Source organism: Sphingobium sp. BS19 (assembly GCF_027925545.1).
Lineage (GTDB): Bacteria > Pseudomonadota > Alphaproteobacteria > Sphingomonadales > Sphingomonadaceae > Sphingobium.
Window position 1 is genome coordinate 137794 of record NZ_BSEF01000006.1, and the last position, 22486, is coordinate 160279.

A 22486-nucleotide genomic window follows, 5' to 3' on the forward strand; every position below is an offset into this window, starting at 1 on the left:
AGCGGGTGCAATGGCAAATATAGCGTTTATCGGCCTGGGCGTGATGGGCGGCCCTGTGGCAGGACATCTGGCCCGCGCAGGGCATCAGCTCCATGTGTTCAATCGGTCCATTGGCAAGGCGAAGGCGTGGGCGGAGGCCTATGGCGGCACGGTAGCGGTCAGTCCGATGCAGGCTGCGCAAGACGCCGATGTCGTCATCACCTGCGTCGGCAATGACGACGATCTGGCCGCGGTGACACTGGGTCGCGATGGCGCATTCCGATCGATGAAGAAAGGCAGCCTGTTCATCGACCATACGACCGTATCGGCGCGGATTGCGCGGCAATTGTTCGTGGAGGGCGAAAGCAAGTCCATCCATTGCGTCGATGCGCCAGTATCGGGCGGGCAGGCAGGCGCGGAGAATGGCAAGCTGTCGATCATGTGCGGCGGGACCGGCCCGGCGGTCGAGGCGGCGCGGATCGTGATGCAAAGCTATGCCGCGCGCATTGTCCATGTCGGCGTCGCGGGCGCTGGACAGACGACGAAGATGGTGAACCAAATCTGCATTGCAGGCGTTCTGGAAGGCCTATCGGAAGCGCTTCGTTTCGCGCAGGCAGCCGATCTCGATCTCGACAAGGTGTTCGAGGCGATTTCAGGCGGTGCTGCGCAAAGCTGGCAAATGGAAAATCGCTGGAAGACTATGGCGCAAGACAGTTTCGATTTCGGCTTTGCAGTCGACTGGATGCGCAAGGATCTGGGGCTGACGCTGGAGGAAGCGCGATCCAATGGCGCAACCTTGCCGATGACGGCGCAGGTCGACCAATTTTTTGCCGACATTCAGGCGATGGGCGGCGGGCGGCAGGATACCAGCGCACTGGTGCGTCGGATCACGCGCGTATGAAGGGTCGGATCGGGTTTACGGTCGCACTGCTCGGAGCATCCCTATCACTTCCGGCCTTTGCATCTTCCCTCGTCGATAACGTGAATGGCGTTGCGTTGGATGACAAGGGCAAGCTGATTTCGTTCGACGGAATGATCGTCGGCGACGATGGCAAGGTCGAGAAGCTCCTGCAGAGCAGGGACAAGCGGCCCGAGCGACCGACGTTCAAGTTGGATGGCAAGGGCCGGACGATGATCCCCGGCATGATCGACGGTCACGGGCATGTCATGGGGCTGGGCATGGCGCTGCTGACACTCGACTTGTCGGACACCCGATCGCTCGCGGAGGCGCAGGCGAAGATACAGGCCTATGCACGCGAAAATGCCGGCCGGAAATGGATTTTGGGAACGGGCTGGAATCAGGAGCTTTGGGGTCTGGGCCGCTTTCCGACTGCGGCGGAACTCGACGCTGCCGTGGCCGACATTCCGGTGTGGCTGGAACGGGTGGATGGTCATGCGGGCTGGGCCAATAGCGCTGCGCTGAAGGCTGCGGGTATTACTGCTGCGACCAAGGCACCTCCGGGGGGCCGCATCGAAATGGCGGCTGGCAAGCCGTCAGGCGTTTTCGTCGATGCTGCCAAGAGCCTCGTGGAGCGGGTAGTGCCGCCGCCCGCGCCGAAAGACCGGGATCTGGCCTTTGCCAAGGCACAGGAAAAGCTGCTGTCGGTCGGCATAACGGCCATTGCCGACATGGGCACGACCATGGACGACTGGCAGACGTTCCGCCGTGCGGGGGATCGCGACACATTGCGCGTCCGGATCATGTCCTATGCATCGGGTATCGACCAGATGATCGCCATCGCTGGGCCGGGACCGACGCCGTGGCTGTATGGCGACCGACTGCGCATGGGCGGGGTCAAACTGTATCTGGACGGAGCGCTGGGATCGCGCGGGGCGTGGCTGAAGGCGGATTATAGCGACGCAGCGGGACAGCGCGGTTTGCCGCTGACGGGATCGACGCAGTTGCGCAATCAGATGAGCCGCGCCGCGATGGATAATTTCCAGATTGCCGTCCACGCCATCGGCGATCAGGCCAATGCCGAAGTTCTCGATGCAATTGACGAGCTGTCGGACACCTATAAGGGCGACCGTCGCTGGCGCGTCGAACATGCGCAAATTGTCGATCCTGTCGACCTGCCCCGCTTTGCTGCGCATGGTACGATTGCATCGATGCAGCCGGTCCATGAATCCTCAGATTGGCGGATGGCGACGACCCGTATGGGCGAGGCGAGGCTGAAGGGCGCATATGCCTGGCGCACGATGTTAAACAACAAAGTGCCGCTGGCGTTCGGGTCCGATGTGCCGGTGGAATCGCCCAATCCCTTCCCCGGCATTGCGGTTGCGATGACGCGCGAAGATGCCAAGGGGGAACCGTTCGGCGGATGGCTGCCGCAGGAACGGGTCAAGTTGGAGGAAGCTCTGATGGCCTTCACGCAAGGCGCAGCCTATGCCGGTTTTGCCGAAAAGCGGTTTGGCACCTTGGCGCCGGGTCAGCAGGCCGATTTTGTACTGATCGACCGCGACATTACACTGTCACGTCCCGCCGATATTCGTGACACGCAGGTGCTGGAAACATGGGTCGGCGGCAAGCGCGTATATGTTAAGGGAAGCATTGAGAAATGACGACTGTGCAGAAGACGGGTGCCATCCGGTTGACGCAAAAGACCGTGGAAAAACCTTGGGGCCGCTACGATCTGCCTGCCATCTTTCCCAATCCCGATGGCCAGAAGATCGGGGAAATCTGGTTCGATGGACCGGAGGGCCGTCATCCGCCGTTGCTGGTCAAATATATCTTCACCAGCGAGAAGCTGTCGATTCAGGTGCATCCCAATGACAGCGAAGCCGCCGAGCGCGGCCTTGCGGGCGGGAAGTCCGAATGCTGGTATGTGCTGGATGCGGAACCCGATGCGCGACTGGGCATCGGCACGACGCAGCCTTTGGATGCCGATGCATTGCGCGCCGCCGCGCTGGACGGATCGATCGAAGCGTTGATGGACTGGAAAGCTGTTCAGCCAGGCAGCTTCTTCTATATTCCTGCCGGGACCGTTCATGCCATCGGCGCTGGCATAACACTCGTCGAAATTCAGCAGAACAACGATGTCACCTATCGCCTGTTCGATTATGGTCGGCCGCGTGAATTGCATCTGGACGACGGCGTTACTGTCAGCAAGGCGAAGCCTTTTCCCGTCGGTGACCGTGTTTTACCCCTTGGTACGGAAACGCGGGTGGTGGATGGAACGGATGCCCCGTTCACCATGGATATGATCGCATGGAAAGCAGGGGACAGCCCCGTGCTGCCAGACAGCCTGCCCTGCTGGTTCGTCCCGATCACGGGATCGGGAACGATCGATGGCAAGAATTGGTCGGCCAACGAGTGCTGGTTGATCGATAGTGCTGTGAACCTGTCCGTAGCGCAGGACACCGCAGGCTTCGTCGCCTTCCAGTAACGCCCAATTGCATGGAACAAATCGGGCGGCGGGCACAGATTAGCGCCGCCGCCCTATAAGAAACCTATGCGAACGCACGCTTATCGCGAAGCGTATGTCGTGCGCGGCAGTCGGCTCATGGCTTCTCGTGCGATGGCGCGAGAAGACTTGATCGAGCCATCGGCCAGCATCAGGTCGACCGGCATCGCTTTGATGGCCGAACGGTACGCAGCGTCCGCATCGGTAATGCGCCCCATACCGGCATAGGCATTCCCAAGATTGATAAGGCGAGCGGGATCGCCGACTGTGGCGCCGTCCAAGCTGGTGAGGCGTGACGCAGCTGCGTCATAATCGCCTTGCATCAGCGCTGCCACGCCAAGCGCACCGGGCGTATAACCTATTTCTGCCTGTGGCGCCGCCACAGCGGATGTCGAAACGCCCGCCGCCAGAAGCGCCGCGCCCAATATCATGACAGACCGCTTGATCATCACATCCTCCGAAAAAAACTTCTTACTATAACGATGAGTATTTCACTTTTATGACGTTACAGCAATATAGATGGACGATGCGGCTATAAGATTTATTCGTTTGTAATCAATGGCCTACGAAGACCCTTTGGCGACCGCGCTATTATGACAGATTTTGTCATCAAACTGCAACAAACATCTATCGCCCAAAAGAAAAGATGATTCGCGCCAAAAAGAGGGCGCACGCCATATATCGACGCGGACTGACACGCAGCTCAAGATTTGAGAGAGGGGGGAAGGGTCCGGGAGATTCTGTTGCCCGGCTCTCCCGGAAGCCGCTGTGACCCTTCTGTTGCCCGGTGGGTTCGACCGCGTTCTTTTAGAATAATCTCAGCCGTGAGGCCTTAATTATGCTGCGAGAGCGAGTGCTTCGTTATCGTTGGCACTTATGGTTGTTGAACAGTTTCACGGCTTACTCGGGCCGGGCAAAAATACCGTCTTTTAACACACGTCGATCCTGGTTCGGCCCCGTCAGGCAACCCATGGCCTGAAAGGCTATGGGGCATCTGGTGGAGCCGGCGGGTACTGCCCCCGCGTCCGCTGCGTCTATTACACGGCACAATTTATCGCCATAGTCGGGCGAACCCGACAATTTGCATATAGGCGCTATTGCCTGAATTAAAAGTGACTAACCGCGGATCGACGTCGAGAACTGCCCGGACGCATGAAAAAGGGAGCCGAACCTTGCGGTGCGGCTCCCCATTCATGTTCGACATAGGTCGAACATCCAAGATTACATCTTGTTTTCGACCGCATCGCCAGCGGCTTCGCCTGCTTCGCGGGTCGCATCGGCCTTTTCTTCAAGCGCATCGGCCTTGTTTTCACCAGCGACTTCAGCGTTGTCAGCCATGTTTTCCGTGCTGTCCCTTACCGCGTCAGCCTGGTTCTCCAGAGCATCGGCCTGGTTTTCGTAAGCATTTTCAACTTTGTTTTCCTGCTTGGAATCGCAAGCGGCAAGGCTGACAAGGCTGACAAGGCCGAGCACTTTGACAAAGGTTTTCACGGATCATTCTCCTGTTGGGCCCCCAGGGGCAGATATGCACATTTGGGCAATCGCGCGGAATGTGCGGCAATCATCCAAGTCGCTTCAACCGGTTTCCACCGCGAAGGTTCCACCGCTCGTCGCATCCGAAACTTTACACCCGCACTTTTTTACAGGGGCTTGGTGCCGCCTTTCTGGAGGGAATCGCGAATTTCACGCAGGAGAACGATGTCTTCCGGCGTGGGAGCGGGTGCCGCTTCGGCTGGCTTTTCAGCGACCAAAAGCCTGTTCACGCCCTTCATCAGCAGAAAAATGATGAACGCCAGGATCAGGAAATTGACGACGACCGTAAGGAACGCTCCCCATCCGAGCATCGCGACTCCTGCGGTTTTCAAGTCGGCATAGCTCTCGGGCGACCCTTTGAAGCCTTCGGGTATCGCACCGAGCCGGATGAAGTAGCTCGAAAAATCGACACCCCCGAACAGCCAGCCAACCACAGGCATGATGAGATCGTCCGTCACGGACTTGGTTATCGTGGCAAAGGCGCCGCCGATGATCACGCCGATCGCCAGATCCAGCACATTGCCTCGCGCCACGAAAGCCTTGAATTCAGAAACTATCGTCATCTCTCATCCCCATGTCGTCCAGTTCAACTGCGTTGTAACGATGCAGAAGGATAAACATGTTGTCCAGTTGCGGAGGACCGTCGGACCCCTTACTTGTGCGCTAACCTGTTCCTTGGGGAGAGTTTCGATGTTGCCTAAGACGATACGCCGTTTGGCCCCTGCCCTGTTCACGATGGTTGCCGCGCTGACGCTGGCGTCCTGCGGCATCAACAGTGTGCCGGCGGCAGAAGAAGTTGCCAAGGCGAAGTGGGCCGACGTTCAGACCCAGTATCAGCGCCGGTCGAACCTGATCGGCAATCTGGTCGCGACCGTGAAGGCGGCGGGCAAGCAAGAGCAGGATACACTCGTCCGCGTAACCGAAGCCCGCGCCAAGGCGACATCGGTTCAGGTGAGCGCCGACGATCTGTCCGACCCGGCCAAAGTTGCCCAGTTCCAGCAGGCGCAGGGTCAGCTTTCGCAGGGTCTGGGTCGCTTGCTTGCCAATGTCGAAGCCTATCCCGACCTGAAGACCAACGCCAACTTCCTCGAACTGCAATCGCAGCTTGAAGGGACGGAAAACCGCATTGCCGTCGCGACGCGCGATTATAACGAAGCGGTGCGGGCCTATAACACGCGCATCCGCACGTTCCCTGACGCCATCGGCGCCAAGCTGATCCACGGAGCAAAGCCAATGACTCCGTATCAGGCGACGACGCCGGGAGCCGAAGAAGCGCCCAAGGTCGATTTCGGCAACTGATATCCCAACCATGAAAACAGTCCTGCGCCTTTGCCTGCTCTGGGTGCTGATAGCACTCGCCCCGAGCGCATGGGCGCAGGAGTTTCCAAAGCTGACGGGTCGCGTGGTCGATGCGGCCAATCTGCTCGATCCGGCCCGTGAGAAGGCGCTGACCGACAAGCTCGCTGCGCTGGAACAGCAGAGCGGAAGGCAACTGGTGGTCGTCACGATCCCCAGCCTGCAGGATTATGACATTGCCGATTATGGATACCAGCTCGGCCGCAACTGGGGCATCGGCGAAAAGGACAAGAATACCGGCGCATTGCTGATCGTCGCGCCCAATGAACGGAAGGTGCGGATCGAAGTTGGCTACGGTCTGGAAGGCATTCTGACCGATGCCCTTTCTTCGCGCATCATTCGCGAGAACGTAGTGCCGTACTTCAAAGCGAACGACTATCCCGGCGGGATAGAGGCAGGCGCGAGTGCAATCGCGACCCTCCTGACATTGCCGCCCGAGGAAGCGCGGGCGCAGGCCGTTGCTGCTGAGCAGGGACAGAAGAGCAGCCGCAACAGCGGCGGCGGTTTCATGGTGATTTTCTGGATCGTCATTCTGCTGTTCTTCGTGCTGCCTGCGATATTCGGACGGCGCGGAGGCAAGCGTCATCGTCGCAGCGGCATGCCCATCGTAATCTGGGGACCGGGCGTCGGCGGATCGAGCTGGGGCGATGGCGGCGGCTCCGGCTGGGGCGGTGGCGGCGGATTTGGCGGTGGCGGTGGTTTTTCAGGCGGCGGCGGCAGCTTCGGCGGCGGCGGCGCATCGGGGGACTGGTAATGGTACAGTTCAAACGCCTTTCAGAAGCCGACCATGACCTTGTAACAAGCGCGGTCGCGCGGGCGGAGGCGAGCAGCGATGGCGAGATCGTGACGATCGTCGCGCGCCGATCCGATAGCTATCACGATGCGGGGCTGCATTGGGCGGTGGCGGCAATGTTGTTGGCGCTGTCTTTGGTCGCTGCCTTCCCCAAGTGGTTCGAGCATGTCGTGCTGACGCTGCTGGGCAGTTGGGAGCATGAACTGGAAGACTGGAAATTCCTGACGGCTATGCTCTGCCTGCTGATCGTCAAGTTTCTGGCTGTTCGTTACCTGCTGGCGATCATGCCGTTGCGGATGATGCTGACGCCAAAGTCCACCAAGGCGCGACGGGTAAGGCGGCGCGCGATCACCCTGTTCCGTGCCGCCGTCGAAGCGCGCACGCGGGCCAAGACGGGCGTGCTGATCTACCTCTCGCTAGATGAACATCGCGCCGAAATCGTGGCCGACGCCGCAATCAACGACAAGGTCGCGCCCGAAGTATGGGGCGATGCGATGGCAGCACTGATCGCCGAGGTGCGCGCAGGCCATCCGGGCAAGGGCATGGCGCTGGCCGTCGAACAAGTCGGCGTCGTACTGGCCCAGCACTTCCCGCGCAGCGCGGACGACCGCAATGAATTACCGGACCGACTGATCGAACTATGACCCTGCCCATTCCCGACGACATGCAGCAGCCCGAAGAGATCATGTGGCAAGGCCGCTTCATCACGGCCAAACGCCGCGGCAAGTGGGAATATGTCGGCAGGGCGCGCGGCATCCATGCGGCGGTGATCGTGGCCATCGATGACGGGCAAATCCTGCTGGTGGATCAATATCGCGTGCCTTTGGCGCGGCGGTGCATCGAATTGCCCGCTGGCCTTGTAGGCGATGGTGATGCGCCCGACGAAGACAATGCCGTCGCCGCCAGCCGTGAGCTGGAGGAAGAGACAGGCTATCGCGCCGAAACCATGACGAAGCTGGGGGAGTTTTTCAGCTCCCCGGGCATGGTGTCAGAAAGCTTCACGCTGTTCCGTGCAGGCGGGCTGACCAAGGTGAGCGAAGGCGGCGGCGTGGAAGGCGAGGACATTATCGTCCATCGCGTTCCACTCGATGACCTGCCGCACTATGTCGAAGATTTACGGGCGCAGGGTTACGCCATCGACGTCAAGATGCTGTTGTTGCTCGGTGGCAGCTTTCTAAAAGCCGACACGTAAAAGTAAAACTTAGCGGAAGTTATCCGCATAAGCCTGAAGCTTAAGCGTCTTAGGCGGCGTGATGACGACGGTGTAGTCGATGCCTTCGCGTTCGGCATAGGCCTTTGCCGCGTCCTGCGAAGGGAACTTCAGGATCACCTGTTCCTCGGTGTAACCCGAGCCGGCCCAGCCCGTCAGCGGATCGGGCAGCTTGGGTTCGGTGGGCTTGAATTCCAGCACCCAGATGCCGGTCTTCGCCTTGCCCGATTGCATCGCATTTTTGGGCGTCTGATAAATACGTGCCGTCACGATGGTCTCCGGGAGTCGATGTGCGGTTTGGCCTTGCCCCGAAAAGCGCCGCTCCGTCAAGATTTCCCGCGTGCGTCGGCGCGTTTCGTGCGGAGCGTGGCGGCTGCGGCGGCAGGATCGTCGGGCCAGGGGTGGCGCGGATAGCGACCGCGCATTTCCTTGGCCACCGCAGACCAGCTTCCCGCCCAGAACCCCGGCAGATCGCGGGTCGTCTGAATGGGGCGTCCGGGGGGCGATGTAAGGCTGAGTACCAGCGGCACCTGCATGTCGCCAACGCAGGGGTGCGCCGCTAGTCCGAACAACGCCTGCACGCGCAATTCGACGCGCGGGCCACCCTCCGCCATGTAATCGATGGCGTGGCGGCTGCCTGCGGGCGAGACGAAATCGGGTGGAGCAAGGCGCTCGATCCGCTGCTTGCCGTCCCAGCCGACGATGTTCTCCAGCGTTTCGGAAAGTCCCGAGCGGTCAATATCGGACAGACGGCGGCGGCCGATCAGAAGCGGCGGGAGCCAGTCGTCGAGCATTTCCAGCAATGCCGCATCCGAGAGCGCGTCCACGCCGGCAAAGGCCGCGCGCATCCGCAGCGACTGTGCAGCCTCCGACCATGGCAATAAGTCGACACCTCCAGCACGGACTCCGTCCAACAAAGCGGTGGCGACCGCCTGCGGATCGGGCTTGTCATCCGATCCCGATGTCAGCCTCAGCGCGCCCAGTCTGCGTTCACGCAAGGCTTCGATGCCGCCCGTCTCCGGCTTAAAGCGCACAGTGCGATGCTCCGCCACGCGGTCGCCGAACAGCGCCAGAACGTCGGCTTCGGTTATCGGTGCGGCGGAGAGGATGCGGGCACCGGCGGCGTTGCCCTGCACTTCGCCAATTGCCAGCCATGCCTCGCGTGCCAGCGGGTTGAGCGGATCGAGCTTGAAACCGCGTCCGCCCACGCTTGCCCATTGCGCGCCGTCAGCGGATCGACGCTTTGCCACGCGGTCGGGGAAGGCCAGCGCGAGGCATAAGCCGACGGCATCGCCATCACTGCGACCCGGCTTGCCACCGACTAAGCCAATCCATCGTTTGACCAGTTTGCGACCTGCCTCTGCGCGCGGTCCACCTTCGCGACGCCACCGCATAAGTCGATGCGCGACGTCCGTATCCGTACCACCCAGCCCGCGCTCCCCCAGCAGCAGCGCGATCTCCGCCGCGGTCTGGGCAAGGTCGCGTTCCGCTGCGCGGACGAGCATATGGGCAATGCGCGGCGCGAGGGGCAGCGTGGCGATCCGGCGCCCATGCGGGGTGATCCGCCCATCGGCATCGAGGGCATCGAGCGCCTGCAAGCGTATGCGCGCTTCGGACAGCGCCGCGGCGGGTGGCGTGTCGATCCAACGCATCGTCGCGGGATCGCTCACGCCCCACAGTGCGCAGTCGAGGAGCAAGGCGGACAAGTCGCTTTCGAGTATCTCGGGCGGATCGAAGGGCGGCATACCAGCCGTCGCTGCCCCTTCCCAAAGCCGATACGCGACGCCCGGTGTCTGGCGAGCGGCACGACCTGCGCGCTGGGTGGCTGAGGCCTGACTGGCCTTTTCGGTTACGAGCCGCGTGACGCCTGCCGCCCGGTCATAGCGTGGGCGGCGCGCGAGGCCGCTATCGATGACGATGCGGACGCCGTCGATGGTCAGACTGGTCTCCGCGATGCTGGTGGCGAGGATGACCTTGCGCTCCCCTGCCCCGGCCGGTTTGAGCGCCGCGCGCTGCTGCGCGGGTTCGAGCGATCCGTGCAGGCGATGCACGCGGATGGCGTCCGACAATCCGGCCAACCGCTCTGCCGTGCGTTCGATTTCCATGACGCCGGGCAGGAAAGCGAGGATGTCACCCTGCGCCTCTTCGGTCAGTGCACGTTTCACCGCCGCCGCCATTTCGTCCTCGATCCGTTTTTCGGTGGCGCGGCCGATGTGGCGCAGGTCGAGCGGGAATATCCGCCCTTCGCTCTCGATCACCGCGCAACCGTCCATCAGCGCTGCGAAACGCGCGCCATCCAGTGTGGCGGACATCGCCACCAACCGTAGATCGGGCCGCAATGCCTCTTGCGCATCCAGTGCGAGGGCGAGGCCGAAATCGCTGTCCAGACTGCGCTCATGCACTTCGTCGAACAGCACGGCGGAGACACCGGAAAGCTCCGGGTCGTCCTGTATACGGTTGCGGAAGATGCCTTCTGTCAGGACAAGCAGGCGGGTGCGGGCCGACTGGCGGCTGTCCATACGCGTCGCATAGCCGACGATGCCGCCGGGTGCCTCGCCCAGCATGTCGGCGATACGCTCCGCTGCGGCGCGGGCTGCCAAACGGCGGGGGGAGAGGAGCAGGATTTGGCCAGTGCACCACGGTTCAGTGAGCAATGCAGGGGCGACTGCTGTCGTTTTGCCTGCGCCGGGAGGGGCGACCAGCACGGCGTTGCTGCCGTTGCGCAAGGTAGCGAGAAGGTCCGGTAGGACGACTTGGATCGGAAGTATCACCCCAAAAGCCGTACTGGTGACACCTCATGCAAACAAGGAAGAACCGCCTATGACACTGGGCAGCTTGTCATCACCGACCCCGCGTAAGGCTGCATTCCGGCATAACGAATATCCATGCGCAGCTTTCCGCCATCTTTGAAGAAAGACGTCAATCCGCGGCCAGCGACGCAGACGCTGTTGAGCATCAGGCGGTCCATTTCTGCTTCATTTAGAGAAGATGAGGGCGCGTAAGGCAACGCCACTTCGAAGACCAGGATGTCGCCTTCGGACCTTGGCGCCTGAACTGTCACACCGCCTTCCAGCGTCTTGGGGAGCACACCTGTATAGATTTTCGCCATGCGCGCAGCGGCTGACTCAGTTGGTTTGAAATGAGAAGTTGGCCAATTGAAAATCGCGATACCGAGTGCGATGGGCGCGCCAATCAACTTCGGAATGTCTGACATGATAGCTCCCAGCATATTATGGCCAAGCTAGGTCGCCAAATCTAATTATATGTTAAACCCAAGTAACTTACATCGCCTGCTTAATATGCCCGCGCAATCGCGAATTCGACGGCTTCGGTGAGGGCGGCTTTCGCCTGACCGTTGGCGAAGGGGCCGAGGGCGTCGATGGCGCGTTGGCCGTAGTGGCGGGCGCGGGCCATGGTGTCGGCAATTGCGCCAGTTTCGCGGAGCAGATTCGTCGCATGGGCGAGATCTTCGTCGGATATGCGGTGGCCTGCGATGGCAGCTTTCCAGAAGGCGCGGGCTTCGGCATCGCCTCGTGCGTAGGCCAGGATGACGGGCAGTGTCACCTTGCCGTCGCGGAAGTCGTCGCCTGCGTCCTTGCCCATGGTCGCGCCGTCCGATTCGTAATCGATCGCGTCGTCGACCAACTGGAACGCAATGCCCAGATTACGACCATAGGCGTCGAGCGCCATTTCCTGCGCTTCGTCACGTTCCGCCACGACCGCGGAAATGCGGCAGGCAGCGGCGAACAGCGCCGCCGTCTTTGCGCCGATGATATCGAGATAGTGATTCTCGTCGGTTTCGATCCTGCGCTGCGCGGTCAACTGGCTGACTTCGCCTTCCGCGATGACGGCGGAGGCGTTAGACAGAATCTTCAGAACCTTGAGCGAGCCATCCTCGACCATCAGTTCGAAGGAACGGCTGAACAGGAAGTCGCCGACAAGCACGCTGGCGCTGTTGCCCCAGATAATGTTCGCGGTGCGACGGCCCCGGCGCAAACCCGATCCGTCCACAACGTCGTCATGCAGCAATGTCGCCGTGTGGATGAACTCCACCGCAGCGGCCAGCTTGTGATGGCGCGTGCCGGGATATTGCAACAATTCGGCGCAGGCCAAAGTCAGCATCGGCCGCATCCGCTTGCCGCCGCCCGCGATCAGATGGCCGGCCAATTCGGGAATCAGCGGAATGCGCGATTGCATACGGTCCAGAATAACGCTGTTGACGCTATTCATGCCATTGGCGACCAGCGCCATGATGGGGTCCAGCGACGGGGCGCTCTCGCGGCCCAAGCGCACTACATTTCCGGGGGTCGTTGCGGTCATGACAGGGCGTAAGTGGCGATCCGCAATGCATTACGCAACAGCTAAATGGTCCGATTGCCTTCCTTTCGCGCTGGCGGGGCTTGCCTTGGCAGAGCGATCCGGCAAAAAGCGCGCCTGAACTTGGGAGATAAGCATGGACGAGACGCTGCAACGCTATCGGCAAAGCATCGACAATATCGACGCGGCGCTGGTGTTCATGCTGGCCGAGCGGTTCAAAGTGACGCAGGCCGTGGGCGAGCACAAGGCGCGCAACAGCCTGCCCCCCGCAGATCCGGGCCGCGAGGAGCGTCAGGTGGCGCGGCTGCGCCAGCTTGCCATCGACGCCAACCTCGACCCCGATTTCACCGAGAAGTTTCTGCGCTTCATCATCGACGAAGTCATCCGCCATCACGAGCGCGCGCGGGACCAGTGATCGCCTTGCGCGCCCTGGCTGCCCGTCTGTGGCAGCAACCTTATCTGTTGTTGAGCATCACGATCCTGACATGGGCAGGAAACAGCATCGTGGGACGCGCCGTCCGCGACAGCATTCCGCCCATGACGCTGACCGCGTGTCGATGGGTGGGCGCGAGCCTGGTGGTGATGCCCTTTGCGATGCACCATATCCGCAGGGATTGGCCCGTGCTGAAAGCGCATTGGCGCATGGTGCTGCTGCTGGGCCTGCTGGGTGTCGCGGCCTTTAATACCTTCCTCTATCTGGGCGTGCACTACACGACCGCCAGCAACGCCCTGCTGATTCAGGCTTCGACACCGCCGCTGATCCTGATCATAGGATGGATGCTCAACGGCGAACGCACGACAACGCAGCGCCTGTTCGGCACCCTATTGTCGATGGCCGGTGTCGGTGTGGTCGTTGCGCGGGGCAGCCTGCAGACGTTACTGCACATGAAGCTCAACCTGGGCGACATCCTTGTCCTGATCGCGTCGATTGCCTGGGCGAGCTATACAGTATTGCTGCCGCGCCGCCCGGATGTGCATCCCCTCGCCTTCCTGACGGTGACGTTCCTGATTGCAGCGGCGTGCGTCGCGCCGCTCGCCGCGTGGGAGATTGCCGAAGGCGCACGGATCGTCTGGAGCCCCGGCGCAGTGGGGGCGATAGCCTATGTGGCGCTGGTCCCCTCGGTGATCGGCTACATCTGCTACACGCGCGGCGTGGCGCTGGTGGGGAGCGCGGTTTCCGGGCAGTTCATCAATGCCATGCCGCTGGTCGGCGCGTTTCTTGCGGTGCTGCTGCTGGGCGAGAAACTGGCGCTGTATCATTTTATCGGGATGGCGATGATCCTTGCCGGGATCGTGTGGTTTACGCGGGGGCGCTAATCCGCAGCCACGCGGTTATCCGGCGCAATGGACGTGTACGGGGCAGGTAAATACCATGGGAAGTCGAAGCGTGAGGATAGGGGATGCGTGCGTTAGCGGAACGACCGGGCTGTAGGACAGGGGAAATGCAAGGCCACCGGACGCGACAGGCGAACGGTCGGGAAATTGCCTCCCCCGCCTTCCAGCCAGATGGCGTTACGCGCCGCCCGTCTGAACAGGCTGGGCTGTATCCTCGGGCCGCTTCTTGTCCCCGCCCCGCCATTCTCTCTTCAGAATCGCGAACTGAAGTGTGTCGACATAGATCGGTGCCCCTGCCTCATCCGCTTCAAATGAAATGAACTCTCGAAACATGCCTTCCTGGCTCATGCCGAGACGCACGCAGAGGCGTTGCGAGGCAAGGTTGTCAGTCTCGACATACGCATAAATGCGACGGATACCGTGCCTCTCGAACAGGTCATCGATCACCGCTCGGGCTGCCTCCAAGGCGAAGCCCTGGCGCGCGAAATCCGTGTTCATCTGCCACGCGATGGAGAATGTATCTGGCGGCTCAAGGTGACCGAATACCTCCCCGATAACGCGACCGCTCTGGCGATGCTCGATTGCAAAAACGTCATCGGAAACTGCACGCTTAATGGCCTCGGCACGGGCCGCCGCAAGGGTCTCAAGCTTCATCGACAGGAAGCAACTCGCACCGGGATGATGGAGGAAGGCGAAGAGATCCTCCGCATCGCCTTCGCGGAAGCCTCTTAGAATAAGCCGATCGGTCTCGATCGTGATCATGCAGGACTCCTGTCGATTGTCCGCCTGCCTCTAGTGCCGCAGGATGGAAGCTCCAAGAGGGCTAATGCCGAAGCCGCCGATAGCGCCATCGTTCACGCGCAAAAGTCGATCCGTCGAAAGCCAACTGACATTCATGCCCTTCGAATCGCATGCGTTGGCCATCCCGCTAGACCGCTGCGGGCAGCCTTAGTCGCACCAGAAGCCCACCCAGATCCTCGCTTTCCTCCAGCGTGACCGTGCCGCCGTAGATTTCCGCCACGTCGCGGACGATGGCGAGGCCGAGGCCGGTGCCGGGTTTGCCGGAATCGAGCCGCACGCCGCGGTCGAAGATGCGTTCGCGGTCGGCTTCGGCGATGCCGCGGCCGTCGTCTTCCACCAATATGTCGACGGTATCGACCTTGCGCTCGACTGTCGCGAAGACGCTGCCGCCACCATATTTGGCGGCGTTCTCTATGAGGTTGCCGAGCAGTTCGTCGAGATCCTGCCGCTCGACGCGGACCGCCGCTGTCTTGTCGCCGTCCATGTCGATGCGGACATAGGGGTAGAGGCGCGCGACGGCGCGTTCGACGGCTTGCAGGCTGGCCCAGACTTCGGCGCGGCTTTGCGCGGAGCCGCGACGGCCTACGGCGCGGGCGCGGGCGAGGTGGTGATCGACTTGCCGCCGCATTGTGGTGGCTTCGCGGATCACGGTGTCGCCAAGATCGGGCGCTTTGGCGGTGGCGGCGTTCATGATGACGGTGAGCGGCGTCTTGAGCGCATGGGCCAGGTTGCCTGCATGGGTGCGCGCTTCCTCCGCCTGACGCTCGTTATGAGCCAGCAGCGCATTGAGTTCCTCGACCATAGGGCGGACTTCGGCGGGCATGGCGGCGGTAACGCGGCTTTTTTCTCCTGCGCGCATGGCGATGATTTCCAGCCGCACCCGGCGCAGCGGCAACAGGCCGTAGAACGTTTGAAGCGCGACCATGATGATCAGGCCCATGCCCAGCAGCGCGAAGCTCTTTATCAGGGTGGAGCGCAGCGTCTTTATTTGCGCATCGAGGCCGGATCGCGCCTGCGCCACCATGAACATCCAGCGGACATTGGAGCCGGGCAGGACCACGCCCCGTTCCATGACGCGCAGATCCTCGCCGGGAAACTGCTTGCTGTTGTACACGTGGAAGTCGCGATCCCCATGCGTCAGATCGACCGCGAGCGCGCGATCCCACAGCGAGCGCGACCGCCAGTCTTCGCGGTCCGGCGCGCTGATCTGGTAATAAAGGCCGCTATTGGGTTCGAGAAACCGCTGATCGGCGAGCGGCCGGTTGAACAGCACTTCGCCATCGGGACCGATTTCCGCCGAGGCGATCATTGCGGTCAGCACATAATTCATGCCGTCGTCGAAATTGCGCGTGACGGCGTCCGCCAGCACCCGGTCCAGCGCGACGCCCCCGCCCAAGAGCAGCACCACGATCCACAAGGACGCAATGCCGATGATTCGGCGGCTGAGCGAGCCGGTGGATCGGGTCCCGAGAAGCTTCACGAAACGTACACGCGAATTTCAGTCATTCCCGCGAAGGCGGGAATCCAGCTCCGGACCGTGCGTCAAGGACGGAGGGTGGGAGAGGGATTCCCGCCTGCGGGGCAATGACGAAAACAGGATAAATCACCGCACGCGATGTAGCGGGGATGTCCTCACGCAACCGGCTCGTCCAGACTGTAGCCCAGACCGCGGATCGTGGTGATGACGTCGGCGCCCAGTTTCTTGCGGATACGGGTGACGAACACTTCGATAGTATTGGAGTCGCGGTCGAAATCCTGATCGTAGATATGCTCGATCAGTTCGGTGCGGCTGACGACCTTCCCCTTGTGGTGGATGAGGTAGGACAGCAGCTTATATTCCTGCGCAGTGAGCTTCACCGGCTCTCCGTTCAGCGTGACCTTACCCGAGCGGGTGTCGAGGCGGACGTCGCCGGCGATCAGTTCGCTGGAGGCATTACCCGATGCGCGGCGGATGAGCGCGCGCAGGCGGGCAATCAGTTCTTCGCTCTGGAACGGCTTGGCGAGATAATCGTCGGCACCGGCATCGAGCCCGGCCACCTTGTCCGACCAGCTATCGCGCGCCGTCAGCACCAGCACCGGGAAAGTCTTGCCATCCTTGCGCCAGCGGTCGAGCACCGTCAGTCCGTCGATCTCTGGCAAGCCCAAGTCGAGGACGATGGCGTCATAGGCTTCGGTCGAACCGAGGAAATGGCCGTCCTCACCATCGGTGGCAAGGTCGACGGCATAGCCTGCGCCTTCCAGCGTATTCTTGAGTTGCTGGCCCAGGCTGGGCTCATCCTCAACGATCAACAGACGCATAAAGCCCCTTTTCTTGTCTTGCGGCAGGTGCCGGTAAAATTATCGTGCCCAGCCGCGTATATCGCCGGTCCTGCCATCGACGTCCACCCAGACGACCTTGCCGTCCTTCACATATTTCAGACGATAGATGTTCGAACCCGGATTGAATTCCGACCCCAGATAGGTCGCATCGCCCATTTCGGCTTCGACCCGGCGCTTGATAATCGAGAAGGGCATGACATGCCCGTCCAGCATCGCGCGGCGGGCCGCGTCCTGTTCGTCTCGACGCCCCATGGCGTCAACGGTCGGCACGGAAAAGGTGACGAAGGTGGCGGCGAGCGCGAGGGACAGGAACGACTTGGCAAGCATGGACATGGGTCATGGCATAGCAGCCACGCATTGAACAGGTGGTGAATAAGGCGCGATATGTGGAACTTCTCTAAGGTCGCCCATATCGCGCCTATTCGCTTACCGCTCCAGCGCGTACTGGACCGTCAGGCTTACGGAAGCGGAAACCTGACCTGGCTCGATCGGTGTAGGCGCCGATTTCGCGACCATCATGCGGTCCATCATCGGCATGGGCTGACCGCCGCCGCTGTTGCTTTCGCTGATCGAGACAAGGCGCGCGGTGCGGAAACCGGCCTGTTGCGCGTAAAAATCAGCCTGAGACTTGGCAGATTTCAGCGCCGCGCCGCGCGCCTGCACCAGCAAGGGCTTAGGATCGGCAATCGAAAATGTCGGGCCGCTGATGCTGTTCGCGCCCGCCGCGACCATCCGGTCGAGCAGATCGCCGACCTTCGCCACGTCGCGCAGGGTGACGCTCAACTGATTGGCGGCTTCGTAGCCGACGAATTTTGCCGGTGCCTGCGACCCGTCGGGATTGCGCGCGCTGTAATCATATTGGGCGCTCAAGCGGAGGCCGCTGGTCTGGATATCCTTTTTGGCGATTCCCGCTTTGGAAAGCGCGGCGATCAGATTCGTCATCTGCGCGGCGTTGTCGGCCATGGCCTGCTTTGCCGTAGGCGCGCGGGTTTCTACGCCGGTGCCGACCGTGGCGATGTCAGGCGAAGCCTCGACCGCTTCGGAGACGTTCAGCGTCACGACTGGCGCGGTTTCGGTGATGTTCACCTGAGTCTGGGCGAAAGCGGATGTGGAGAGGAGCAATGCGGGAAGCATCAGGGCGGCGATTTTCATGGGGGGTCTCTCCGAAATAAAGTCTGACCGCTAACGCAGGGGGATCGTAGCGGTTCCGAAACCACATATGACGAAGCGTGCTGAACGGGGGATGAGCGGCATCAGCCCTTGAACAATGATATACTGTTACATAGATGGAGCCCTCCTCCATGAAAGCCTGTGCAATGCGCGATTCCTCTGCCCCAGCCCCCGTGTCGCGTCTCGATCGACTGGGGTTTGCCCTTTCCGGGCTGTGCCTGATCCATTGCCTGCTGTTACCGATAATAATTGCGATATTGCCGGTGATGAGCAGCATCATACCCGAGCATGAGGTGGTGCATTTCGTGATGATCGCGATCGCAATCCCCATCAGCGGAACGGCAATATTCAAGGGCTATCTCCACCATCGTGTCGCCGCGATACCGTTGATCGGGGCCGCGGGGCTGCTGTTCCTGCTGATCGGCGCGCTTCTGGGTGGCGCCTTCGACGTACCGGTGACCGTCACGGGCAGCCTGTTGCTGGCGACAGCGCATCTGCGCAACTGGCGTCGCATGCACTGACGCTCGCCCCTTGCCTCGCGGCTGTCCAACGCCTAGCTGCACCGGCATGGCGGCACCTATTCTCAGCTTCGAAAATCTCGGCATCAATCAGGGCAGCGACTGGCTGTTCAAGGGACTGGACATTCAGGTCGGCCAGCGCGACCGGCTGGCGCTGATCGGGCGCAATGGCGCGGGCAAGACGACGCTGCTCAAATTGCTGGCCGGCAGCATCGAAGCGGATCAGGGCATACGCTCCATCGCGCCGGGCAAGCATATCGTGATGCTGGAGCAAGATCCGGACGTCAGCGCCTTTGCGACGTTGCATGATTTCGCCTTGTCGGGGGACCGTTCACCCGAACCGCATGAAGTCGAAGCGATTGCCGATCAACTGGGCGTGGACCTGTCGCGCGAGGCGAAGACCGCAAGCGGCGGTGAGCGGCGGCGGGCGGCGATTTGTCGCGCATTGGCGAGCGAGCCGGACCTGCTGTTGCTGGACGAGCCGACCAACCATCTGGACATTTCGGCCATCGACTGGCTGGAAAGCTGGCTCAATCGCTATAATGGCGCGTTCGTGGTCATCAGCCATGACCGGGCGTTTTTAACGAAGCTGACCAAGCAGACGCTGTGGCTGGATCGCGGCAATATCCGCCGGGCCGAGATCGGCTTTGGCGGGTTCGATGCGTGGATGGAGCAAATCTACGCCGAGGAAACCCGCGCGGCGGAAAAGCTGGACGCGAAGCTGAAGATCGAAGCGCACTGGCTGGAACGCGGCGTGACGGCGCGGCGCAAGCGCAATCAGGGGCGACTGTCCAAGCTGTACGAGATGCGCGAACAGCGCGCGGCGATGGTGGGGCCGCAGGGGATAGCGAAGCTGGCGATGGCCAGCGACGGGAGCAAGACCAAGAGCGTCATCACGACAGCGCACGCGACCAAGAACTTCGGCGAGCGGACCATCATCAAGGATTTTTCGATCCGCATCCAGCGCGGCGACCGGATCGGCATCGTGGGCGGCAATGGCGCGGGCAAGACGACGCTGCTCAAGCTGCTGACCGGCGAAATGGAGCCGGATAGCGGCACAGTGACCCTGTCGAAGACGCTCGACATGATCTTCATCGATCAGCAGCGCAGTTTGATGGCCCCGGAAAAGCGGGTGCGCGAAGTGCTGGCCGAGGGTGGCGACTGGATCGACGTGCGCGGCGTGCGCAAGCATGTGCATGGCTATCTGAAGGAGTTTCTGTTCGATCCGTCGCTGGCGGAGGCCAAGGTGGGGACGCTCTCAGGGGGCGAGCGGTCGCGGCTGTTGCTGGCGCGGGAATTTGCGCGCGAATCGAATCTGCTGGTGCTCGACGAGCCGACCAACGACCTCGATCTGGAAACCATGGACCTGTTGCAGGAAGTGATCGCCGATTATGACGGCACCGTCCTGATCGTCAGCCATGATCGCGATTTCCTCGACAAGACCGTGACGCTGACGCTGGGTCTCGACGGGACAGGCGAGATCGATATCGTCGTGGGCGGCTATCAGGACTGGGTGAAGCAGCGCAAGGCGCGGATGGCGCCCAAGGCTTTCAAGAAAGCCGAAGCATCACGCACGCCCGATGCGCCGCCTCCGCCCGTGAAGGCCGTGAAGCTGACGTACAAGGATCAGCGGGATTATGAATTGCTGCCGCGACGGATCGAGGAAATCGAAGCGGCGATTGCGCGGGACGAAGCGTTGCTCGCGGACCCGGAACTGTATGTGAAGCATCCGGAGAAGTTCGCGGCTTTGACGAAGGCTATCGATCTGGCGCGGGCGGAGAAGGATGCGGCGGAAGAACGGTGGCTGGAACTGGCAGAGAAGGCCGAGGGGTTGGGGTGATAAAGCTCCCTCTCCCCTTTAGGGGAGAGGGTCGGGGAGAGGGGGAGTGACTGGGACGTTCCAGTGATTCCCCCTCTCCCGGCTTCGCTTCGCTTGCCACCTCGATAAGAGTCACGTGCCTCTTATCGACCCCTGAAGGGGAGAGGGAAATTAGCGCGCGTTCCACTCGTCCTTCAGCAATCCGAAGATCAGGCTGTCCCGCACACCCAGATGCGTTTCCCATTCGCCGCGCAGGAGGCCTTCTTCGCGGAAGCCAAGGCGGCGGAGCAAGCCTATGGAGAGGACATTGTCGGGATCGACATCGGCAAATATCCGGCGGGCATCTTTTTCCGCGAACAGATGATCGACGATGCCGGACACGGCTTCGCGGGCATAGCCCCTGCCCCACAGGTCGCGGCGCAGGAGATAGCCGATTTCCCATACGTTGGCGCGACGCATCCCCGCACCGACGCGGCCCAGCGCTTCGCCGCCGCGCAGCGTGATTGCCCAGGCGAACCAGTCTTCTGCATAACCGCCATCGGGGGCGATATAGGCGCGGGTTTCCTCGACGCTGGCATGGGGACCGCTGGACCACCAGGTCATCAATTCGGGATCGGAGAAAGCCGGAAACAATGCTTCCGCATCGCTGGCCAACAAAGGGCGGAGCGTCAGGCGATCGGTCGCGACAAGCTCCGGCGCGATCATGTCGGGTTGCCGCCCTTGAGCGCTTCCACCAGCGCCTTCACCTTCTTCTGCCGCCACTGGGGCAGCGGCGCGACGAGCCAGTAGCCGCGCGCGGAGTCGACAGGCTCGCCGATCTGGCGGACGCGGCCATCGGCCAGATCGCGCTGGGCGAGCAGCAGCGGCACGGTGGCGCGGCCGAAACCATTGGCTGCCGCTTCGATCGCAAGACCGGCATCGGCGACGCGCATCAGCGCATCCCCGCCTTCGGTTTCCATCGGGCAACCCGGCCAATCGATCAGATGATCGTTCCCGTTCTGCGGCCCATTTTGCGGTGCAGTGACAGTAACGAACGACGCATCGCCGACCCGCACTCCTTCATGGTCGCCGGGGCCGTCGGTGAGGCGCAAGGCGATGTCGAGATTGGCTTCGGTGAAGTCGAGCGTATCGTCGGCAGCGACCAGCGCGAAATGCAGATCGGGCTGATTGGCGGCATAGAGCGCGAGCTGACGCTGCAGCCATTTCGCGGTGATGTCACGCGGGGCGGCGATGGTGAGCGACTGGCTCGACTGGCCGACCTGCATCGCGCGGACCGATTCCTCGAACATCAGGAAGCCGGACCGCAGCGCGTCGAGACCCGCTTCGGTCTCCGGCGTCAGTTCCAGCCCCTTGGGCGTGCGGCGGAACAGGACGACGCCCAGCATATCCTCCAGCGCGCGGATCTGTTGCCCCACGGCAGCCGGCGTCACTGCCAGCTCATCGGCGGCGCGCGTGAAGCTCAGGTGCCGCGCCGCGGCGTCCAGCACGCGCAGGCCGTTCAAAGGCAGATGCGTGCGTTTCATTCGGCGATGGCAGGCGCGATCAGGGGAAATTCGGGAATGGCGATGTCGAACATCTCACCATCCGCGCCGAGCATGTGATAGCTACCCTTCATCGCGCCCGTGGGCGTCTGCAGCGGGCAGCCGGAGACATAGTCATAGGACTTGCCCGGGTGCAGCACCGGCTGCTCGCCGACGACGCCCTCGCCCTCGACATGATGCTGCGCGCCGCGCCCATCGGTGATGAGCCAGCGGCGCGTGAGCAACTGGACGGGGGCCGTCCCCTCATTCTCCAGGCGAATGTGATAGGCCCAGAACCAGCGACCCCGATCCGGCTCCGACTGTTCAGGCAGAAAGCTGACCGAGACGCGCACGGTGATATCCCGCGTGGTCAAGGCAAAGGGGAAAAGCGATTTCACGCGGCCAAAATCAC

The 22486-nt window shown here is 61.8% G+C and carries 26 protein-coding genes and 1 other RNA gene; 11 read left to right on the forward strand and 16 right to left on the reverse strand.

Annotation, left to right across the window (positions count from 1 at the left end):
• Nucleotides 1-10 precede the first annotated feature (10 nt).
• The 3 genes from QMG56_RS08370 to QMG56_RS08380 are packed head-to-tail and all read left to right on the forward strand — an operon-like array spanning nt 11 to nt 3365.
• Nucleotides 11-880, forward strand: a complete 870-nt coding sequence (locus QMG56_RS08370) for an NAD(P)-dependent oxidoreductase (RefSeq protein WP_230186930.1) — start codon at nt 11-13, stop codon at nt 878-880.
• A complete protein-coding gene (locus tag QMG56_RS08375; RefSeq protein ID WP_281822104.1) occupies nt 877-2541 on the forward strand; it encodes an amidohydrolase in 1665 nt (554 codons plus the stop codon). The genes QMG56_RS08370 and QMG56_RS08375 overlap by 4 nt, the downstream gene beginning before the upstream one ends.
• Nucleotides 2538-3365 carry a class I mannose-6-phosphate isomerase gene (locus QMG56_RS08380; RefSeq protein ID WP_281822105.1) on the forward strand — a complete coding sequence of 276 codons (828 nt, stop codon included), beginning with the start codon at nt 2538-2540 and terminating at the stop codon, nt 3363-3365. Before QMG56_RS08375 ends, QMG56_RS08380 begins: the two co-directional genes overlap by 4 nt.
• Nucleotides 3366-3445: 80 nt before the next feature.
• Here the strand turns inward: QMG56_RS08380 and QMG56_RS08385 are convergent, their stop codons facing one another.
• The 4 genes from QMG56_RS08385 to mscL form a co-directional block, all read right to left on the reverse strand.
• On the reverse strand, nt 3446-3832 hold the full coding sequence (locus tag QMG56_RS08385) for a tetratricopeptide repeat protein (RefSeq protein ID WP_230186927.1): 387 nt from the start codon (nt 3830-3832) through the stop codon (nt 3446-3448).
• A 316-nt stretch (nt 3833-4148) separates the two neighbouring features.
• Nucleotides 4149-4499, reverse strand: a transfer-messenger RNA (tmRNA) gene (gene ssrA / locus QMG56_RS08390).
• Nucleotides 4500-4604: 105 nt separating this feature from the next.
• Nucleotides 4605-4874: a hypothetical protein gene (locus QMG56_RS08395; protein WP_230186926.1), complete on the reverse strand. Its 270-nt coding sequence runs from the start codon at nt 4872-4874 to the stop codon at nt 4605-4607.
• A gap of 149 nt (nt 4875-5023) precedes the next feature.
• Entirely contained in the window at nt 5024-5479 is a 456-nt protein-coding gene (gene mscL / locus QMG56_RS08400; protein WP_281822107.1) for a large conductance mechanosensitive channel protein MscL, read from the reverse strand.
• Nucleotides 5480-5651: 172 nt separating this feature from the next.
• Here mscL and QMG56_RS08405 point away from each other — a divergent pair, with 172 nt between their 5' ends.
• Genes QMG56_RS08405 through QMG56_RS08420 form a run of 4 tightly spaced genes read left to right on the forward strand, consistent with a single transcriptional unit; the run spans nt 5652 to nt 8257 of the window.
• Entirely contained in the window at nt 5652-6215 is a 564-nt protein-coding gene (locus tag QMG56_RS08405) for a LemA family protein (RefSeq protein WP_230187257.1), read from the forward strand.
• A gap of 10 nt (nt 6216-6225) precedes the next feature.
• Nucleotides 6226-7026, forward strand: coding sequence for a YgcG family protein (locus tag QMG56_RS08410; RefSeq protein WP_281822108.1), 801 nt, complete (start codon nt 6226-6228; stop codon nt 7024-7026).
• On the forward strand, nt 7026-7709 hold the full coding sequence (locus tag QMG56_RS08415) for a TPM domain-containing protein (protein WP_281822109.1): 684 nt from the start codon (nt 7026-7028) through the stop codon (nt 7707-7709). Before QMG56_RS08410 ends, QMG56_RS08415 begins: the two co-directional genes overlap by 1 nt.
• Nucleotides 7706-8257 carry an NUDIX hydrolase gene (locus QMG56_RS08420; RefSeq protein ID WP_281822110.1) on the forward strand — a complete coding sequence of 184 codons (552 nt, stop codon included), beginning with the start codon at nt 7706-7708 and terminating at the stop codon, nt 8255-8257. The genes QMG56_RS08415 and QMG56_RS08420 overlap by 4 nt, the downstream gene beginning before the upstream one ends.
• Before the next feature lie 9 nt (nt 8258-8266).
• On the opposite strand, the gene QMG56_RS08425 is transcribed toward QMG56_RS08420, so the two are convergent.
• The 4 genes from QMG56_RS08425 to QMG56_RS08440 form a co-directional block, all read right to left on the reverse strand.
• The gene (locus QMG56_RS08425) at nt 8267-8545 is read right to left on the reverse strand and encodes an ETC complex I subunit (protein ID WP_230186921.1); all 279 of its coding nucleotides are present in this window, start codon (nt 8543-8545) and stop codon (nt 8267-8269) included.
• A 56-nt stretch (nt 8546-8601) separates the two neighbouring features.
• Nucleotides 8602-11046, reverse strand: a complete 2445-nt coding sequence (gene hrpB, locus QMG56_RS08430; protein WP_281822112.1) for an ATP-dependent helicase HrpB — start codon at nt 11044-11046, stop codon at nt 8602-8604.
• A gap of 47 nt (nt 11047-11093) precedes the next feature.
• Nucleotides 11094-11489: a hypothetical protein gene (locus tag QMG56_RS08435; RefSeq protein ID WP_230186919.1), complete on the reverse strand. Its 396-nt coding sequence runs from the start codon at nt 11487-11489 to the stop codon at nt 11094-11096.
• A gap of 80 nt (nt 11490-11569) precedes the next feature.
• Nucleotides 11570-12595, reverse strand: coding sequence for a polyprenyl synthetase family protein (locus tag QMG56_RS08440; RefSeq protein ID WP_281822114.1), 1026 nt, complete (start codon nt 12593-12595; stop codon nt 11570-11572).
• Nucleotides 12596-12728: 133 nt separating this feature from the next.
• Between QMG56_RS08440 and QMG56_RS08445 the strand changes: the two genes are divergently transcribed.
• Both QMG56_RS08445 and QMG56_RS08450 read left to right on the forward strand, forming a co-directional pair.
• Complete coding sequence (locus QMG56_RS08445; protein WP_230186917.1) at nt 12729-13007, forward strand: chorismate mutase; 279 nt, start codon at nt 12729-12731, stop codon at nt 13005-13007.
• 50 nt (nt 13008-13057) lie between these two features.
• Entirely contained in the window at nt 13058-13909 is an 852-nt protein-coding gene (locus QMG56_RS08450) for a DMT family transporter (protein ID WP_281822115.1), read from the forward strand.
• 195 nt (nt 13910-14104) lie between these two features.
• Here the strand turns inward: QMG56_RS08450 and QMG56_RS08455 are convergent, their stop codons facing one another.
• From QMG56_RS08455 to QMG56_RS08475, 5 genes are all read right to left on the reverse strand, one after another.
• Nucleotides 14105-14689, reverse strand: coding sequence for a GNAT family N-acetyltransferase (locus tag QMG56_RS08455; protein ID WP_281822116.1), 585 nt, complete (start codon nt 14687-14689; stop codon nt 14105-14107).
• Between the two features lie 166 nt (nt 14690-14855).
• On the reverse strand, nt 14856-16163 hold the full coding sequence (locus QMG56_RS08460; RefSeq protein ID WP_309298551.1) for a HAMP domain-containing sensor histidine kinase: 1308 nt from the start codon (nt 16161-16163) through the stop codon (nt 14856-14858).
• Between the two features lie 197 nt (nt 16164-16360).
• Nucleotides 16361-17026 carry a response regulator transcription factor gene (locus tag QMG56_RS08465; protein WP_230186913.1) on the reverse strand — a complete coding sequence of 222 codons (666 nt, stop codon included), beginning with the start codon at nt 17024-17026 and terminating at the stop codon, nt 16361-16363.
• Nucleotides 17027-17065: 39 nt separating this feature from the next.
• Nucleotides 17066-17380, reverse strand: a complete 315-nt coding sequence (locus tag QMG56_RS08470; RefSeq protein ID WP_230186912.1) for a PepSY domain-containing protein — start codon at nt 17378-17380, stop codon at nt 17066-17068.
• Nucleotides 17381-17473: 93 nt separating this feature from the next.
• Entirely contained in the window at nt 17474-18199 is a 726-nt protein-coding gene (locus QMG56_RS08475; RefSeq protein WP_281822118.1) for an SIMPL domain-containing protein, read from the reverse strand.
• A 164-nt stretch (nt 18200-18363) separates the two neighbouring features.
• On the opposite strand from QMG56_RS08475, the gene QMG56_RS08480 reads away from it, so the two are divergent.
• On the forward strand, nt 18364-18738 hold the full coding sequence (locus tag QMG56_RS08480) for a MerC domain-containing protein (RefSeq protein WP_281822250.1): 375 nt from the start codon (nt 18364-18366) through the stop codon (nt 18736-18738).
• A gap of 46 nt (nt 18739-18784) precedes the next feature.
• A complete protein-coding gene (locus tag QMG56_RS08485; RefSeq protein ID WP_281822119.1) occupies nt 18785-20575 on the forward strand; it encodes an ABC-F family ATP-binding cassette domain-containing protein in 1791 nt (596 codons plus the stop codon).
• A 150-nt stretch (nt 20576-20725) separates the two neighbouring features.
• Here QMG56_RS08485 and QMG56_RS08490 read toward each other — a convergent pair whose 3' ends face one another.
• Genes QMG56_RS08490 through apaG form a run of 3 tightly spaced genes read right to left on the reverse strand, consistent with a single transcriptional unit; the run spans nt 20726 to nt 22472 of the window.
• Nucleotides 20726-21259, reverse strand: a complete 534-nt coding sequence (locus tag QMG56_RS08490) for a GNAT family N-acetyltransferase (RefSeq protein WP_281822120.1) — start codon at nt 21257-21259, stop codon at nt 20726-20728.
• Complete coding sequence (locus QMG56_RS08495) at nt 21256-22077, reverse strand: LysR family transcriptional regulator (RefSeq protein WP_281822121.1); 822 nt, start codon at nt 22075-22077, stop codon at nt 21256-21258. Before QMG56_RS08495 ends, QMG56_RS08490 begins: the two co-directional genes overlap by 4 nt.
• The gene (gene apaG / locus QMG56_RS08500; RefSeq protein WP_281822122.1) at nt 22074-22472 is read right to left on the reverse strand and encodes a Co2+/Mg2+ efflux protein ApaG; all 399 of its coding nucleotides are present in this window, start codon (nt 22470-22472) and stop codon (nt 22074-22076) included. Before apaG ends, QMG56_RS08495 begins: the two co-directional genes overlap by 4 nt.
• Nucleotides 22473-22486: the final 14 nt, after the last annotated feature.

Bases quoted from the DNA above. Each gene is read 5' to 3' on its own strand.
- QMG56_RS08385 (WP_230186927.1), bottom strand. From the start codon at position 3,832: ATGATCAAGCGGTCTGTCATGATATTGGGCGCGGCGCTTCTGGCGGCG.
- QMG56_RS08375 (WP_281822104.1), top strand. From the start codon at position 877: ATGAAGGGTCGGATCGGGTTTACGGTCGCACTGCTCGGAGCATCCCTA.
- QMG56_RS08415 (WP_281822109.1), top strand. From the start codon at position 7,026: ATGGTACAGTTCAAACGCCTTTCAGAAGCCGACCATGACCTTGTAACA.
- QMG56_RS08405 (WP_230187257.1), top strand. From the start codon at position 5,652: ATGGTTGCCGCGCTGACGCTGGCGTCCTGCGGCATCAACAGTGTGCCG.
- QMG56_RS08495 (WP_281822121.1), bottom strand. From the start codon at position 22,077: ATGAAACGCACGCATCTGCCTTTGAACGGCCTGCGCGTGCTGGACGCC.
- QMG56_RS08420 (WP_281822110.1), top strand. From the start codon at position 7,706: ATGACCCTGCCCATTCCCGACGACATGCAGCAGCCCGAAGAGATCATG.
- QMG56_RS08470 (WP_230186912.1), bottom strand. From the start codon at position 17,380: ATGTCCATGCTTGCCAAGTCGTTCCTGTCCCTCGCGCTCGCCGCCACC.
- QMG56_RS08465 (WP_230186913.1), bottom strand. From the start codon at position 17,026: ATGCGTCTGTTGATCGTTGAGGATGAGCCCAGCCTGGGCCAGCAACTC.
- QMG56_RS08410 (WP_281822108.1), top strand. From the start codon at position 6,226: ATGAAAACAGTCCTGCGCCTTTGCCTGCTCTGGGTGCTGATAGCACTC.
- QMG56_RS08490 (WP_281822120.1), bottom strand. From the start codon at position 21,259: ATGATCGCGCCGGAGCTTGTCGCGACCGATCGCCTGACGCTCCGCCCT.
- QMG56_RS08370 (WP_230186930.1), top strand. From the start codon at position 11: ATGGCAAATATAGCGTTTATCGGCCTGGGCGTGATGGGCGGCCCTGTG.
- QMG56_RS08380 (WP_281822105.1), top strand. From the start codon at position 2,538: ATGACGACTGTGCAGAAGACGGGTGCCATCCGGTTGACGCAAAAGACC.
- QMG56_RS08475 (WP_281822118.1), bottom strand. From the start codon at position 18,199: ATGAAAATCGCCGCCCTGATGCTTCCCGCATTGCTCCTCTCCACATCC.
- mscL (WP_281822107.1), bottom strand. From the start codon at position 5,479: ATGACGATAGTTTCTGAATTCAAGGCTTTCGTGGCGCGAGGCAATGTG.
- QMG56_RS08440 (WP_281822114.1), bottom strand. From the start codon at position 12,595: ATGACCGCAACGACCCCCGGAAATGTAGTGCGCTTGGGCCGCGAGAGC.
- QMG56_RS08480 (WP_281822250.1), top strand. From the start codon at position 18,364: ATGCGCGATTCCTCTGCCCCAGCCCCCGTGTCGCGTCTCGATCGACTG.
- QMG56_RS08485 (WP_281822119.1), top strand. From the start codon at position 18,785: ATGGCGGCACCTATTCTCAGCTTCGAAAATCTCGGCATCAATCAGGGC.
- QMG56_RS08455 (WP_281822116.1), bottom strand. From the start codon at position 14,689: ATGATCACGATCGAGACCGATCGGCTTATTCTAAGAGGCTTCCGCGAA.
- QMG56_RS08435 (WP_230186919.1), bottom strand. From the start codon at position 11,489: ATGTCAGACATTCCGAAGTTGATTGGCGCGCCCATCGCACTCGGTATC.
- QMG56_RS08445 (WP_230186917.1), top strand. From the start codon at position 12,729: ATGGACGAGACGCTGCAACGCTATCGGCAAAGCATCGACAATATCGAC.